General features: G+C 71.3%; 12 protein-coding genes. 2 read left to right on the forward strand and 10 right to left on the reverse strand.

Features of this window, described 5'->3' with window-relative positions:
• Positions 1-73: 73 nt before the first annotated feature.
• From cimA to ureA, 6 genes are all read right to left on the reverse strand, one after another.
• Positions 74-1,678 carry a citramalate synthase gene (cimA, locus tag ACWIF2_RS37160; protein WP_454365624.1) on the reverse strand — a complete coding sequence of 535 codons (1,605 nt, stop codon included), beginning with the start codon at positions 1,676-1,678 and terminating at the stop codon, positions 74-76.
• Positions 1,679-1,993: 315 nt separating this feature from the next.
• A complete protein-coding gene (locus ACWIF2_RS37165; protein ID WP_454365626.1) occupies positions 1,994-3,235 on the reverse strand; it encodes a hypothetical protein in 1,242 nt (413 codons plus the stop codon).
• Between the two features lie 166 nt (positions 3,236-3,401).
• Positions 3,402-4,007, reverse strand: coding sequence for a TetR/AcrR family transcriptional regulator (locus ACWIF2_RS37170; protein WP_454365628.1), 606 nt, complete (start codon positions 4,005-4,007; stop codon positions 3,402-3,404).
• A gap of 16 nt (positions 4,008-4,023) precedes the next feature.
• Complete coding sequence (locus ACWIF2_RS37175; protein ID WP_454365630.1) at positions 4,024-5,061, reverse strand: agmatine deiminase family protein; 1,038 nt, start codon at positions 5,059-5,061, stop codon at positions 4,024-4,026.
• 9 nt (positions 5,062-5,070) lie between these two features.
• Complete coding sequence (locus ACWIF2_RS37180) at positions 5,071-6,780, reverse strand: urease subunit alpha (RefSeq protein WP_454365632.1); 1,710 nt, start codon at positions 6,778-6,780, stop codon at positions 5,071-5,073.
• Complete coding sequence (gene ureA, locus ACWIF2_RS37185; protein ID WP_454365634.1) at positions 6,777-7,481, reverse strand: urease subunit gamma; 705 nt, start codon at positions 7,479-7,481, stop codon at positions 6,777-6,779. The genes ACWIF2_RS37180 and ureA overlap by 4 nt, the downstream gene beginning before the upstream one ends.
• Before the next feature lie 115 nt (positions 7,482-7,596).
• Between ureA and ACWIF2_RS37190 the strand changes: the two genes are divergently transcribed.
• On the forward strand, positions 7,597-9,048 hold the full coding sequence (locus ACWIF2_RS37190; protein ID WP_454365636.1) for a cytosine permease: 1,452 nt from the start codon (positions 7,597-7,599) through the stop codon (positions 9,046-9,048).
• A gap of 44 nt (positions 9,049-9,092) precedes the next feature.
• On the opposite strand, the gene ACWIF2_RS37195 is transcribed toward ACWIF2_RS37190, so the two are convergent.
• Complete coding sequence (locus ACWIF2_RS37195; RefSeq protein WP_454365638.1) at positions 9,093-10,181, reverse strand: branched-chain amino acid aminotransferase; 1,089 nt, start codon at positions 10,179-10,181, stop codon at positions 9,093-9,095.
• Between the two features lie 244 nt (positions 10,182-10,425).
• Positions 10,426-11,469 (reverse strand): 3-isopropylmalate dehydrogenase, encoded by a 1,044-nt coding sequence (locus ACWIF2_RS37200; RefSeq protein WP_454365640.1) that lies wholly within the window; start codon positions 11,467-11,469, stop codon positions 10,426-10,428.
• A gap of 118 nt (positions 11,470-11,587) precedes the next feature.
• Here ACWIF2_RS37200 and ACWIF2_RS37205 point away from each other — a divergent pair, with 118 nt between their 5' ends.
• Positions 11,588-13,156 (forward strand): purple acid phosphatase family protein, encoded by a 1,569-nt coding sequence (locus ACWIF2_RS37205; RefSeq protein WP_454365642.1) that lies wholly within the window; start codon positions 11,588-11,590, stop codon positions 13,154-13,156.
• Between the two features lie 58 nt (positions 13,157-13,214).
• Here the strand turns inward: ACWIF2_RS37205 and ACWIF2_RS37210 are convergent, their stop codons facing one another.
• Both ACWIF2_RS37210 and ACWIF2_RS37215 read right to left on the reverse strand, forming a co-directional pair.
• Positions 13,215-13,346, reverse strand: coding sequence for a hypothetical protein (locus ACWIF2_RS37210; RefSeq protein WP_005479955.1), 132 nt, complete (start codon positions 13,344-13,346; stop codon positions 13,215-13,217).
• Between the two features lie 247 nt (positions 13,347-13,593).
• Complete coding sequence (locus tag ACWIF2_RS37215; protein WP_454365644.1) at positions 13,594-14,136, reverse strand: GNAT family N-acetyltransferase; 543 nt, start codon at positions 14,134-14,136, stop codon at positions 13,594-13,596.
• Between the last annotated feature and the right edge of the window lie 80 nt (positions 14,137-14,216).

The raw sequence follows: 14,216 nt of genomic DNA on the forward strand, positions 1-14,216 counted from the left end.
CCGAGGACGGACACCCCCCGGCGCGGCCCCGACCCACCACCACCGCGCAGGCGCGACACGCACCCCCACCGGGCTACTCCGCCGGAGCGACCCCCGCCCGCAGCAAGCCGTACGTGTACGCGTCCTCCAGGGACTGCCAGCTCGCCGCGATGACGTTCTCGGCGACGCCCACCGTGGACCATTCGCCCGCGCCGTCGGACGTGGAGATCAGGACGCGGGTGGTGGACTGGGTGCCGTGCTTGCCTTCGAGGATGCGGACCTTGTAGTCGACGAGCTCGAGCTTGGCGAGCTGCGGGTAGATCTTCTCCAGGCCGACCCTCAGCGCCCGGTCGAGCGCGTTGACCGGCCCGTTGCCCTCCGCCGTGGCGACGATGCGCTCGCCCTTGGCCCACAGCTTGACCGTGGCCTCGTTGGCGTGGGACCCGTCGGGCCGGTCCTCGACGATGGCGCGCCAGGACTCGACCTCGAAGTAGCGCAGCGGCTTGCCCTGGACCTCGGTGCGCAGCAGGAGTTCGAAGCTCGCGTCGGCCGCCTCGTACGTGTAGCCCTGGAGCTCGCGCTCCTTCACCCGCTCGACGACGCGGCCGACCAGCTCCCGGTCGCCGCCGAGGTCGACACCCAGCTCCTTGCCCTTGAGCTCGATGGACGCGCGGCCCGCCATGTCGGACACCAGCATCCGCATGGTGTTGCCGACCAGCTCGGGGTCGATGTGCTGGTACAGGTCCGGGTCGACCTTGATGGCCGAGGCGTGCAGACCCGCCTTGTGGGCGAAGGCGGAGAGGCCGACGTAGGGCTGGTGCGTGGAGGGGGTCAGATTGACCACCTCGGCGATCGCGTGCGAGATGCGCGTCATCTCGCGCAGATGCCCGTCCGGCAGGACCTTCTTGCCGTACTTCAGCTCCAGCGCCGCGACGACCGGGAAGAGGTTCGCGTTGCCCACGCGCTCGCCGTAGCCGTTGGCCGTGCACTGCACATGAGTAGCGCCCGCGTCCACGGCGGCCAGCGTGTTCGCCACCGCACAGCCCGTGTCGTCCTGGGCGTGGATGCCGAGCCGGGCGCCCGTATCGGCCAGGACCGTGGAGACGACCGCCTGGATCTGCGCGGGGAGCATGCCGCCGTTGGTGTCGCAGAGGATCACCACGTCCGCGCCGGCCTCCGACGCCGTACGGACCACGGCCTTCGCGTACTCCGGATTCGCCCGGTAGCCGTCGAAGAAGTGCTCGCAGTCGACGAAGACCCGGCGGCCCTGCTCCTTCAGGAACGACACCGTGTCGCGGATCATCTCCAGGTTCTCGTCCAGGGTGGTGCGCAGGGCGAGCTCGACATGGCGGTCGTGGGACTTCGCGACGAGCGTGATCACCTCGGCACCCGACTCCAGCAGCGCCTTGACCTGCTGGTCCTCCGCCGCCTTCGCTCCCGCACGCCGGGTCGCGCCGAACGCGACGAGCTTGGCGTGCCGGAATTCGATCTCCTGCTGGGCACGGGCGAAGAACTCGGTGTCCCGGGGGTTGGCACCCGGCCAGCCGCCCTCGATGAAGCCCACGCCGAAGTCGTCCAGGTGCCGTGCGATGGCCAGCTTGTCGGCGACGGTGAGGTTGATGCCCTCCCGCTGGGCGCCGTCGCGCAGGGTGGTGTCGAAGACGTGGAAGGAATCGTCGAGCTCGCTGGTTGCGGTCATGGTCTCAAGGCTCCTGAGGATTGGATCTCGGTCGTACCGGAATGACCGGCTCCACCGCCCCCACATACTCCCTCGCGCTCTCGCTCCTGGCTGCGGGTGGGCCAGAAAAGCGAAAAACCTCTCGCGGGTGCGAGAGGTCTGCGCGCGGGTCGAGGACGACGGTGTCCGCCCGTACCTGGTCGTACGTGGCGGTCACTGCGGACCGGCGCGCCTGCTGCCAATAATCATGGCGAACGAGAGCACGGGGGCAGTCTGGCACAGCCCCCGCGCCTCGCTCACGGTTGTCTCAGGATGCGGTCGGCAGAATGCGGTCGGTCACCTGATATGGCGCACGTAGACGTGCGAGGTGTCGTACGTGTCGCCGGGCACGAGGTCGGGTGAGGAGCTGCTGAAGGCGACCGTGCGGCCGTGCCGGTCGGTCACCGGCGCGGACACGCTCTGGTCGTTCGGCCCGCCCTCGGCGTCCGGGCTGGCCAGGACCGTGCGCCCGGTGCGCAGGTCGCGGACGTAGGCGCGCGTCGTACGGTCCGGGTCGCCCGGGTCGGCCGAGACGAAGGCGAGGTAGCGGCTGTCGGCGCTGAGCCGCGGGAACGCGGTGAAGGCGGCCGGGTCGGCGGCGTCGATCCGGCGCAGGTCCCCGGTCTTGAGGTCGCGGACGAAGACGTTGTGCGCCTTGTTGGTGTCGCCCGGGGTCAGCTGCGAGTCGATCGAGTTGAAGACCGCGTACCGGCCGTCGGCGCTGATCTGCGGGAACTCGGTCTGCCCGTCGGACTTCAGGCCGTCCGGCGCCAGATCGGCGTGGAACAGCTGCCCGCTCGGCACATCACGTACCCAGGCGTCACTCCAGTCGCCCGAGGAGGGGTGCGGGACGAAGAACCGGTAGCCGACGCGGCTGCCGTCGGCGCTGATGGACGGGTTGGCGGCGGCGGTCTTCCGGTCGGTCGCGGCGGGCACCTGGCTGATGCGGACCGCCTCGCCGCTGGTGCGGTCGACACGGTAGACACGCCCCCAGACGTCGTCGCCCCGCGTGAACTCCGATCGCTGGGCGACGAAGGCGACATAGCGGCCGTCGGCGCTGATGGCGGGCTGCCTGCCGGTGTCGTAGCCGGTGTCGACGTCGTCCGCGATGCGCTGGAGGGTGCCGGTCTTCAGGTCCCTGACCCAGATGTGGCTGCGGCCGTCGCTCGTGGCGGCGAAGGCCAGGTACCGGCCGTTGCCGCTCAGGGCGACGTCGTCGACGGAGCCGTCCACGCCGTCGCTGGCCGGCCGGGTCGTGCCGGTCTCGAGGTCGCGCACGAAGGCGTCGGCGAGGCCGTCCGTGTCACCGGCGACGAGGTTGCCGGCGCTGGAGACGAAGGCCAGATGGCGTCCGTCGGCGCTCAGGCTCGGCCCGCCGGAGGCCGCGTCGCCGTCGCCGCCGTCCGGGGCGACGCTCGCCTTCTCGGTCCGCGGCACCGGCGCCGGCGCGGCGGTCGCGGGCAGCGCGGCGGCGGTGCCGAGCGTGACGGCCAGGGCCACTCCGAGCGCGACGGAAGCGGCCCTCCTGGTGCTGGTCATGTGCTGTTTCCCCCTGTGTTCTCGCATCCCCGTGGCCCGCATCTTCGTGTCCCCGTGGCCCCGTGGACGCTGCTCCCCCGGCCCCGCGCCGAGGGCTCTCCCAGAGCCAACATCACCACGGGCCAGTGGGTCAATCCGCCGAATTGAGTACAACGCGGGCGGGGGTTCAGCTGTCCGCGAGGAGGCTGTCCTCGAGGAACTCCCGCACGTGCTGGAGGACTTGTGCCCGGTCGGTGCCGCGCAGGCCGATGGCCACGTGGATGGCGAAGCCGTCCAGCAACGACCGCAGGCGGGCGGCGAAGCGGTCGGGGTCGACGCGGCGGAACTCGCCCCGCGAGATGCCCTCGGCGAGCAGGGCGACCAGATCGCGGTGCCAGACGCCTTCGATGGCGGCCTGCCGGTCCCGGGCGACTGCGTCGACGGCAGCCGTCTGCGAGCGGTTCCAGACCTCCAGCCACAGCGTCCAGTGCGGGTCGCGATGGCCGTCGGGGACGTAGAGGTCGACGTAGGCGTCGAGGCGTTCGCGGGCGGTGGCGGAACGCGTCAGCAGCCGTCCGCGCTCGGCGCCCAGCCGGCCCTCGCTCCACTCCAGGGTGCGCAGCAGCAGTTCGTCCTTGGAGCCGAAGTAGTAGAGCAGGTGCCCGCTGCTCATACCGACCTCGCGGCCGAGCGCCGCCATGGTGAGCTTCTCCAGACCGCGCTCGGCGATCATCTCCATGGCGGCGGCGAGCACGTCCTCGCGGGGCGGCGCCTGCCTGCGCCCACCGGCCATCTGCGGCTCCCGGGTTCTAGATCTTCGGCTGTTGCTGTGTGATGCAGTGGATGCCCCCACCACCAGCGAAGATCGTACGGGCGTCCACCAGTGTCACGGTCCGCTCGGGGAAGAGCCGGCGGAAGATACCGGCCGCGAGTTCGTCGCGGGGGTCGTCGAAGCCGCAGAGGACCACGCCGCCGTTGCAGAGGTAGTGGTTGATGTAGGAGTAGTCGGCCCAGTGGCCGTCGGCCTCCAGGACGGTCGGTGCGGGGACCTCCACCACCTCCAGGCGGCGGCCGCGCGCGTCCGTCCGGGACTTCAGCAGGCCGATGACCTCCTTGGTCACCTCGTGGTCGGGGTGCGCGGGGTCCGGCTGGGAGTGCGCCACGACGACTCCCGGCCGGGCGAAGGCGGCGACGATGTCGACGTGGCCGAGGGTGCCGAAGCCGTGCGGCGGATAGTCGCCGGTCAGTCCGCGCGGCAGCCAGATCGCCTTGCGGGTGCCGAGCTGGGCGTGGATCTCCTCCTCGACCTGCTCCCGCGTCCAGTCCGGGTTGCGCTCCGGTCCGAGCTGGACCGTCTCCGTCAGCAGGACGGTGCCCTCGCCGTCCACATGGATCGCCCCGCCCTCGTTGACGAGCCGCGAGGCGTACGTCCGTGCCCCGGCGAGGTCCGCGATATGCGCGGCGATCTTCGCGTCGTGCTCCCAGCGGGCCCACTCCTGGGCGCCCCAGCCGTTGAACGTCCAGTCGACGGCGGCCAGTTCGCCCTTCCCGTCGGTCAGGAAGGTCGGGCCGATGTCACGCATCCAGGCGTCGTCGAGGTCCCGCTCGACGGTGTCGATGCCGTCGCCGAGCAGGGTGCGGGCCTCGGCCGACTGCCCGGGGCCGCACACCACGGTCACCGGCTCGAAGCGGCGGACCGCACGGGCGACGGACGCCCAGGCGATCCGCGCGGCCGCGAGGTCGTCGGGGGCGTCGAAGGTCGGGTTGGCGCCCGGCCAGGCCATCCAGGTGCGCTCGTGCGGGGTCCACTCGGCGGGCATGCGGAAGCCGTCGGCGGCTGCGGACATCGGTGATCCTTAGAGGAAGTAGAGGCGGTTGAGGGAGACGGACTCGGCCGGCTCGGAGCGCAGCGGCTCGCCGTCGAGGGTGACCAGGCCGGTGCGCTGGTCGACATCGACCGCTCCGGTACGGGAGTTGCGGCGCAGGTCGGCAGGCCCGATCCCGCGTGTGCCGCGCACGGCGACCCTGCGGCGGCGGGTCGGCATCGCGTCCCGCCCCTGGTCCAGGGCGGCCTGCGCGACGAACGCCACCGAGATGTCGGCCGGTGTCGCCCCGTGTGCGCCGAACTGCGGCCCCAGCACCAGGGGTTCGCAGGTGTCGGTCGCCGCGTTCGGGTCGCCGGTCACGCCGTAGGCCGGGAAGCCGGACTTCAGCACCAGCTGCGGCTTGGCGCCGAAGTACTCCGGGCGCCACAGCACGATGTCGGCGAGCTTGCCGGCCTCCAGCGACCCCACCTCGTGTGCGAGGCCGTGCGCGAGGGCCGGGTTGATGGTGAGCTTGGCCATGTAGCGCAGGACGCGTTCGTTGTCGTGGTCCTCCGGGGCGCCGAACTCGGCCTTCATCTTCCCGGCCATGGCGAAGGTGCGGCGGACCGTCTCGCCCGCGCGTCCCATACCCTGCGCGTCCGACGAGGTGATGCCGATCGCGCCCAGGTCGTGCAGGACGTCCTCGGCGCCCATCGTGCCGGCGCGGATGCGGTCGCGGGCCATGGCGGCGTCGCCGGGCAGGTCGGTCTTGAGGTCGTGGACGGAGACGATCATCCCGTAGTGCTCGGCGACGGCGTCCCGGCCGAAGGGCAGGGTCGGGTTGGTGGAGGAGCCGATGACGTTCGGCACGCCCGCCATCTTCAGGACGTTGGGGACGTGCCCGCCGCCGCAGCCCTCGATGTGGAAGGCGTGGATGGTGCGCCCCTCCAGGACGCGCAGGGTGTCCTCGACGGACAGGCACTCGTTCAACCCGTCGCTGTGCAGGGCGACTTGGACGTCGTGCTCCTCGGCGACGCGCAGGGCGGTGTCCAGGGCACGGGTGTGGGCGCCCATGTCCTCGTGCACCTTGAAGCCGGAGGCGCCGCCCTCGGCGAGGGCCTCCACGAGAGGGGCCGCGTGGGACGACGAACCCCGGCCCAGGAAGCCGATGTTGACCGGCCAGGCGTCGAACGCGTTGAACGCGTGCCGCAGCGCCCAGGGCGAGTTGACGCCGACGCCCCACACGGGCCCGAACTCCTGCCCGATGATCGTGGTCACGCCGGAGGCGAGCGAGGCCTCCATGACGCGCGGCGACAGCAGGTGGACGTGGGTGTCGACGGACCCGGCCGTGGCGATGAGGCCCTCGCCGGAGACGATCGACGTGCCGGTGCCGACGACGACGTCGACCCCGTCGAGGGTGTCGGGGTTCCCGGCCCGCCCGATCGAGCAGATCCGGCCCTCGCGGATGCCGATGGAGACCTTCCGGATGCCCTGGACGGCGTCGATCACGACGACGTTGCTGATCACGACGTCACAGGTCTCCCGGACGGCGGCGGCCTTGAGGTGCAGCCCGTCGCGGGCGGTCTTGCCGAATCCGGCGAGGAATTCGTCGCCGTAGCGCTGGGAGTCGGACTCGACCTCGACGGTGAGGCCGGAGTCGCCCAGCCGGATCCGGTCGCCGGCGCGCGGGCCGTGGGTGGCGGCGTACTCGTACGGGGTGAGGCGGCGGGCCTCGGCGGGGTGTCCTCCTGGGCGGCTCATCGTCCGGCCTCCTGATCAGCTGTGTCCGGTACGCCGAGGTAGCCGCAGGCGGCGGCGCGGCGCAGTGCCTCCTCGCGGGCGCCGGGCGCGTCCAGCGCCCCGTCGACCAGACCGGCGAACCCGATCGCGATCCGGTCGCCCCCCATGGGCACCAGCCCGACCTCGACGCTCTCCCCCGGCCCGAACCGCACGGTCGACCCGGCGGGCACGGCGAGCCGCATCCCGTAGGCCCGCTCCCGTGCGAAGTCGAGCCGCGGGTTCGCCTCGAAGAAGTGGAAGTGGGAGGTGACGGAGACGGGCACGGCCGCGGTGTTGGTGACCGTCAGCCGCTCGGCCGCCTCGGGCTCGGCGTGCTCGGGTCCCGGAAGCAGCGCGCCCGGGGCGTCCGGTCCCGATCCGCCGCCGATGGGACCGGAGACGACCGCGAGCCGTGAGCCGTCGTCGAAGACCGCCTCGACATGCACCTCGGTGACGACGTCGGCCACCCCGGGCAGCACGTCCTCGGGCCCGAGCACGGACCGTGCGGCCTCGACGGCCTCCGCGAGCCGCTTGCCGTCCCGAGCGGCCTCGCACACCGTGTCGGCGATGAGCGCGGTCGCCTCGGGGACGTTGAGCCTCAGCCCTCTGGCCCTGCGGGCGCGGGCGAGCTCGGCGGCGCCGAAGAGCAGCAGCCGGTCGCGTTCGGTCGGGGTCAGCCGCATGTCACTCCCTCCATTTAGAGCATCACTCTAAACATGAAATTCCCTTGGCCGAAAGGTTGACGATGAGGCGATGCACACACCACATTGAACGTCGCTCTAATCAAGGGAGACCAGCATGCCGATCGAACAGCGCGGAGTCGACACCATCCCCGAGGAGGAACGCACCAGCGGGCCGCGCGACCTCGTCTCGATCCTGCTCGGCTCCAACCTCTGCCTGGGCGTGATCGTCTTCGGCTGGCTGCCGCCGTCCTTCGGGCTGGACTGGTGGGGGTCGGTCAGCGCGGTCCTCGCGGGCACGGTGGCGGGCGTGGTGTTCACGGCTCCGCTGGCGCTGGTCTCGCTGCGTACCGGCACCAACCTGTCGACCTCGTCCGGAGCACAGTTCGGGGTGCGCGGCAGGCTGGTCGGCTCGGTGGTCGGGCTGCTGCTGGCCCTCGGCTACACCGCGCTGACCGTGTGGATCGGCGGAGACGTGATGGTGGGCGTGCTCGGCCGGCTGGCCGGACTGCCGCAGGGCGGGACGTCGTACGCGGTCGTCTACGGCCTGCTCGCCGCGGCGACCGTCGCGGGTGCGGTCTACGGCTACCGGGTGCTGCTCGCGATGTCCCGGGTGCTGGCGTTCGGCATGACGGCCCTGCTCGCGCTCGGCGTGGCCGCCTATGCCCCCGGCTTCACCACCGCCGCGCTGCCGGAGGCCGGTGGCTATCTGCTGGGCGGGTTCTGGCCGACCTGGCTGCTCGCGGCCGTGGCGGCGGGACTGTCCGGGCCGATCGCGTTCATCACGCTGCTCGGCGACTACACCCGCTACATCTCCCCGGCCCGTCACTCATCGCGCCGGGTACTGCACGCGACCTGGCTGGGGCTGATGCTGGGCCTGCTGGTGCCGCAACTCTTCGGCACCTTCACGGCGTACGCGGCCGGGGCCGCTCTCGACTACGCGGGCCCGCTGGTCTCCGCCGCCCCGGCCTGGTACCTCGTTCCGCTCCTCCTCGCGGCGTCCGCCGGCTCGGTGGGCAACGCGGGTCTGATGCTGTACTCGATGGGCCTCGACCTGGACGCGATCCTGCCGCGCGCGTCCCGCGCCACGGCCACCTACACGGTCGCCGTGGTGGCCACGGCCTGTGTCTTCGCCGGGCACTACTACTCGACCGCGCAGAACGCGATGACGTCCTTCGTGCTGCTGCTGACGGCGATCGGCACGCCCTGGGCGGTCATCACCCTCATCGGCTTCGCCCGCTGCGGCGGGGTGTACGACGCGGAGGCCCTCCAGGTGTTCAACCGCCGGGCCCGGGGCGGCGTCTACTGGTACCGCGCCGGCTGGAACGTCCCGGCGACACTCTCCTGGACCGCCGGAGCGGCCGTCGGCGTCCTGGCGGTGTCCCTGCCGACGTACGAGGGTCCGCTGCTGTCACTGACCGGCGGGGTGGACTGCAGCTTCTTGCTGTCGGGGCTGGTGGGCGGGGTGGCGTATGCGCTGTCGACCCCGGGGTCCGTGCGTCTGGAGCCCGGGGTCGATGAGGCAAGTCGTGCTTCCAGCCCAACCGCTTCGGGTGGTGGGTGGGCATAGGCCGGGGGCCCGGGGGCGGCGGAGCCCCCGGGGGCCAGGGCCACTCAGCCCAGGGGGTGCATCCAACCGTGCTTGTCCTCGGCGGTACCACGCTGGATGTCCAGCAGAGCCTGGCGGAGCCGCAGCGTGACCTCCCCCGGCTCTCCCCCACTCTGCTTCCACTCCACCCCGGCCCGCTTCACCGTACCGACCGGCGTGATCACAGCGGCCGTACCGCACGCGAACACCTCGGTCAGCGACCCGTTCTCCGAGTCCCGCTGCCACTGCTCGACGGACACCCGCCCCTCCTCGGCCTCGTACCCGAGGTCACGGGCGACGGCGAGCAGCGAGTCACGGGTGACGCCCTCCAGGATCGACCCGGTCAGCGACGGCGTGACGATCCTGTCCCCGTACACGAAGTACAGGTTCATCCCGCCCAGCTCCTCGACCCACGTGTGCTCGACGGCGTCGAGGTAGCAGACCTGGTCGCACCCCTTCGTCGCGGCCTCGGCCTGCGCGAGCAGGGACGCCGCGTAGTTGCCGCCGGTCTTCGCGTCGCCCATACCACCGGGGACGGCACGGACGCGGTCCTCGGAGACCCAGATGGAGACCGGCTTGACGCCGCCCGGGAAGTACGCGCCGGCCGGGGAGGCGATCACCAGGAACAGGTACTCGTTGGCCGGCTTCACGCCCAGCCCGACCTCGGTCGCGATCATGAACGGACGCAGGTAGAGGGACTCCTCACCGCCGTGCGCCGGGACCCACGCCTTGTCCTGCTTCACCAGCGCGTCGCACGCCTCGATGAACGTCTCGACCGGCAGTTCGGGCATCGCGAGCCGGCGCGCGGACCGCTGGAAGCGCTCGGCGTTCTTCTCCGGGCGGAACGTGGCGACCGACCCGTCGGGGCGGCGGTATGCCTTCAGACCCTCGAAGATCTCCTGCGCGTAGTGCAGCACCGTGGTGGCGGGGTCGAGGGAGATCGGCGCGTACGGCACGAGCTGCCCGTCGTGCCAGCCACGGCCTTCCGTCCACTTGATCGTCACCATGTGGTCGGTGAAGTGGCGGCCGAACCCGGGGTTGGCCAGGATCGCCTCGCGTTCTGCGGCGGAGAGCGGGTTGGCGGAGGGCTTGAGCTCGATCGTGGGCGTCGTCATGGGTTGATGTCCTTCACCGGTTGTAGTGACGGGCCGCGCTCGGTACTGCTCTGAATGTGACCAGTGCTAGGACGTCCGAGCATTCCCTCATTCCGCGGCCTCGCGTTCGATTATCGCCCGTGGGCGGCGGAGGAAGGAACGGGGTGAATGCGACCCGGTGGTCGATGGTGGCACCCGGCGGGGAACATGCGAAAGCCGCCGGGTGCGGATGCGACCCGGCGGCTTCGTGAAAAGCAGCGGCGGGTCAGCCGGCTACTCGTACGGCGAGCGCGTCGCCGATCTCCGTGGTGGAGCGGGCGGGCTTGCCCGTGCGCTCCGACAGGTCGGCGGCGACCGCCTCGTCGATACGGTCGGCCTCGGACTCGTGGCCGAGGTGGCGCAGCAGCAGGGCGACGGACAGCACCGTGGCGGTCGGGTCGGCCTTGCCCTGGCCGGCGATGTCCGGGGCCGAGCCGTGCACGGGCTCGAACATGGACGGGAAGTCTCCGGACGGGTTGATGTTGCCGGAGGCCGCCACGCCGATGCCGCCGGAGACGGCCGCGGCGAGGTCGGTGACGATGTCGCCGAAGAGGTTGTCCGTGACGATGACGTCGAAGCGCTCGGGCTGCGTGACGAGGTAGATCGTCGCCGCGTCCACGTGCATGTACTCGGTGGTGACCTCGGGGAACTCCTCGGCCACCTTGTTGAAGATGTTCGTCCACAGGTGACCCGCGAAGGTCAGCACGTTGTTCTTGTGGATCAGCGCCAGCTTCTTGCGCGGGCGGGCCTGGGCGCGGGCGAAGGCGTCGCGGACCACGCGCTCGACACCGTAGGCCGTGTTCACGGAGACCTCGGTGGCGACCTCGTGCTCGGTGCCCTTGCGGATGGTGCCGCCGTTGCCGGTGTACGGGCCCTCGGTGCCCTCGCGGACCACGACGAAGTCGATCTCCGGCTCACCGGCCAGCGGGGTGGCGACACCCGGGAGCAGCTTCGACGGGCGCAGGTTGACGTGGTGGTCGAAGGCGAAGCGGAGCTTGAGCAGGAAGCCGCGCTCCAGGACGCCGGACGGCACGCTCGGGTCGCCGATAGCGCCGAGCAGGATGGCGTCGTGCTTCTTCAGGGCGTCGAGGTCGGCGTCGGTGAGGGTCTCACCGGTGGCGTGGTAGCGCCGGGCGCCGAAGTCGTACTCCTTGGTCTCCAGCTTCACATCCTGCGGAAGGACGGCGGAGAGGACCTTCAGCCCTTCGGTCACGACCTCCTGGCCGATTCCGTCACCGGGGATCACTGCGAGATTGATGCTGCGAGACATGCGGGCACCCTACTCCTCGTCCCATGGGATGACACGCAGTGTCCGCGATACGGACACGTCGCCCCTCGTTCACCCGTATGTCAGACCGGTGTTGGGCCTTGCTGGGAAATTGACCCACATGGAGACTCCCGACTTCGGCATTCCCAGGCGGCTCGCGGACCGGATGAGCATGGCGGAACAGCACGAGTATCTGCGGACGCGCCTGTCGCGGCGGCGCACGCTGGTGACGGCCGGCGCGGTGGCGAGCGGGCTGCTGACCGGCTGCTCGGGCTCCGGCTCCGGGGGCGCCACGGCGACCGGGGACCCGTCGCCGAGCACGTCGAAGGCGCCCGGCTCCTTCATCACCCCCTTCGGCCGCCATCTCGCCTTCGGTGCCGACCCGAAGACCCAGATGCGGATCTCCTGGCAGGTGCCGCTCGCGGTGAAGAAGCCGTACCTCCGGGTCGGCCCGCGCCCCGACGACCTCGGCCACAAGGTGGAGGCGGAGCTGCGCGATCTGCGCACCCCGGAGCTGAAGGGCGTACGGGCGGCGGTCGAGCAGTACTACCTGCACGCGGCGCTGGACGGCCTGCGCCCGGACACGACGTACTACTACGGCGTCGGCCACGAGGGCTTCGACCCCGCCTCCCCCGACCACCGGTCCACCATCACCTCCTTCCGTACGGCACCCGCGCGTCCGCCGGAGCGGTTCGTGTTCACCGCGTTCGGCGACCAGGGCGTCGGCGAGGAGGCGGCCCTCAACGACCGTCTGCTGCTGCGCCAGAGCCCCGCCTTCCATCTGCACGCCGGCGACATCTGCTACGCCGACCCGACCGGCAAGGGCAAGGAGTCGGACGTCTTCGACGCCGGGCAGTGGGACCGCTTCCTCAAGCAGACCGAGCCGGTCGCCAGGTCGGTGCCGTGGATGGTGACGACCGGCAACCACGACATGGAGGCCTGGTACTCACCGGACGGCTACGGCGGCCAGCTGGCCCGCTTCTCCCTGCCGGACAGCGGTTTCGACGCGCGTACGGCACCGGGCGTGTACGCCTTCACCTACGGCAACGTCGGCGTGGTCGCGCTGGACGCGAACGATGTGTCGTACGAGATCCCCGCCAACTTCGGCTACACGGAGGGGAGGCAGACGAGGTGGCTGGAGAAGAAGCTCGGTGAGCTGAGGGCCGCGAAGGACGTCGACTTCATCGTCGCCTACTTCCACCACTGCGCGTACTCGACGTCCACGCACGCCTCCGACGGCGGGGTACGCGCCGAGTGGCTGCCGCTGTTCGCCCAGCACGAGGTGGACCTGGTGATCAACGGGCACAACCACGTCTACGAGCGGACCGACGCGATCAAGAACGGCGAGGTGGGCAGGCCGGTGCCGGTCGGCGGGACGACGGACCCCAGGCGGGACGGGATCGTGTACGTCACCGCGGGCGGCGGCGGCAAGGAGCTGTACGGCTTCCCGGACGGCGTGAAGGAGAGCTACGAGGGGAACACCGCCGACCATGACTCGGTCGCCACGTTCCGGTGGACCAAGTCCCAGGACACGAAGGCGGAGTCGGTGGAATGGTCGCGGGTGCGCTACCGCGGGTTCTCGTTCCTCTCCGTGGAGGCGGAGAGCGGCGCCGCGCCGAAGCTGAAGGTGTCGGCGCTGGCGTCGAGCGGTGAGCGGATCGACCATTTCGAGGTGCGGCGCGGGGCGTGAGGCCCCGCACCGCGCCTCGTCGGGCGGCTCCCGGTCCGGTCAGCGGCTCCAGGGCGGCTCAGTGGCCGGTGGATCCGCCGTTGTCCCTGCGGTCGAGGGCGCGCTGGAGCGCGGCGGCGGCGTTCTTGCGGTCGGACTCGGTCGTCCGGGAAACGTGACGGACTCGGCGGCGGACGGTCGTCTCGGCCATGGGAAATCGACTCCTTCGACAGCACGGAGTGCAAGGGAGGGTTACGAGACGCCGGGTGGGGCGGGGAGCGGTGCCGCAGGGGTTGCCTGCACGGGGCCCGGCTCACGACCGCCATTCGCTTGGTCGAGCGAGACGTTCGGCTCCTACAAAACTAAGGGAGGCCGGAGCGTCTGTCTCCACAATTACTCGGACTTCCTACTATCTGAGACGGTGGACTGGGTCACACCGCGCTGAGCTGCGGTGATTCCTAGAGCACATCACCGTCGCGCCAGTCGAAGAGCAGGGCGTGCGCGGGGTCGAGCGCACCGGCGAGGGCCGGCCGGACATACGTGCTGTCCTCTTCGTCCGGCAGGCGGACGACGCCCTCCGCCGGGCTGAGGGCGTGCACCTCACCGCGCCACAGCCGCCAGCCGCGGGAGGTGTAGAGCCGGGCGCCGTCGTCGCTGGCGGAGAGGGCGCCGAAGTCGTAGGCGCGGTCGACGACGCGTTCCAGCTCGCCCATGACCCGCCCGCCGAGGCCGCCGCGGCGGGCGTCGGCGCGGACGGCGACGTTCTCGACGTACCCGGCGCGCAGCCAGCGCCCGCGGTGCCGCACCCGGCGCATCACGACCGCCCCGTGCGCGGCGAGCCCGGAGTCGTCGTGCACGAGGGCGTGCATGCCGCCGAGGCCGTGGTCCCAGTCCTCGTCGCCGAAGTCGCCGTCGAAGGCGGCGTCCAGAAGGGCCCGTACGGCGTCGAGGTCGGAGGGGGCGAGGTCGGCGGTGTGGGCGGTGCGTACGCGGATGGTCATCCGCCCAGTATGTGAAGGGGCCGCGCGCCTCTCGACCGGTTTATGCGCCGTCCGGAAGACGCCGACGGGCCGGGTCCTGG

The sequence above is a fragment of the Streptomyces sp. NPDC055506 genome, assembly GCF_053643595.1.

Coding starts and splice junctions, on each gene's coding strand:
- cimA (WP_454365624.1), bottom strand. CDS start 1,678: ATGACCGCAACCAGCGAGCTCGACGATTCCTTCCACGTCTTCGACACC.
- ACWIF2_RS37165 (WP_454365626.1), bottom strand. CDS start 3,235: ATGACCAGCACCAGGAGGGCCGCTTCCGTCGCGCTCGGAGTGGCCCTG.
- ACWIF2_RS37170 (WP_454365628.1), bottom strand. CDS start 4,007: ATGGCCGGTGGGCGCAGGCAGGCGCCGCCCCGCGAGGACGTGCTCGCC.
- ACWIF2_RS37175 (WP_454365630.1), bottom strand. CDS start 5,061: ATGTCCGCAGCCGCCGACGGCTTCCGCATGCCCGCCGAGTGGACCCCG.
- ACWIF2_RS37180 (WP_454365632.1), bottom strand. CDS start 6,780: ATGAGCCGCCCAGGAGGACACCCCGCCGAGGCCCGCCGCCTCACCCCG.
- ureA (WP_454365634.1), bottom strand. CDS start 7,481: ATGCGGCTGACCCCGACCGAACGCGACCGGCTGCTGCTCTTCGGCGCC.
- ACWIF2_RS37190 (WP_454365636.1), top strand. CDS start 7,597: ATGCCGATCGAACAGCGCGGAGTCGACACCATCCCCGAGGAGGAACGC.
- ACWIF2_RS37195 (WP_454365638.1), bottom strand. CDS start 10,181: ATGACGACGCCCACGATCGAGCTCAAGCCCTCCGCCAACCCGCTCTCC.
- ACWIF2_RS37200 (WP_454365640.1), bottom strand. CDS start 11,469: ATGTCTCGCAGCATCAATCTCGCAGTGATCCCCGGTGACGGAATCGGC.
- ACWIF2_RS37205 (WP_454365642.1), top strand. CDS start 11,588: ATGGAGACTCCCGACTTCGGCATTCCCAGGCGGCTCGCGGACCGGATG.
- ACWIF2_RS37210 (WP_005479955.1), bottom strand. CDS start 13,346: ATGGCCGAGACGACCGTCCGCCGCCGAGTCCGTCACGTTTCCCGGACG.
- ACWIF2_RS37215 (WP_454365644.1), bottom strand. CDS start 14,136: ATGACCATCCGCGTACGCACCGCCCACACCGCCGACCTCGCCCCCTCC.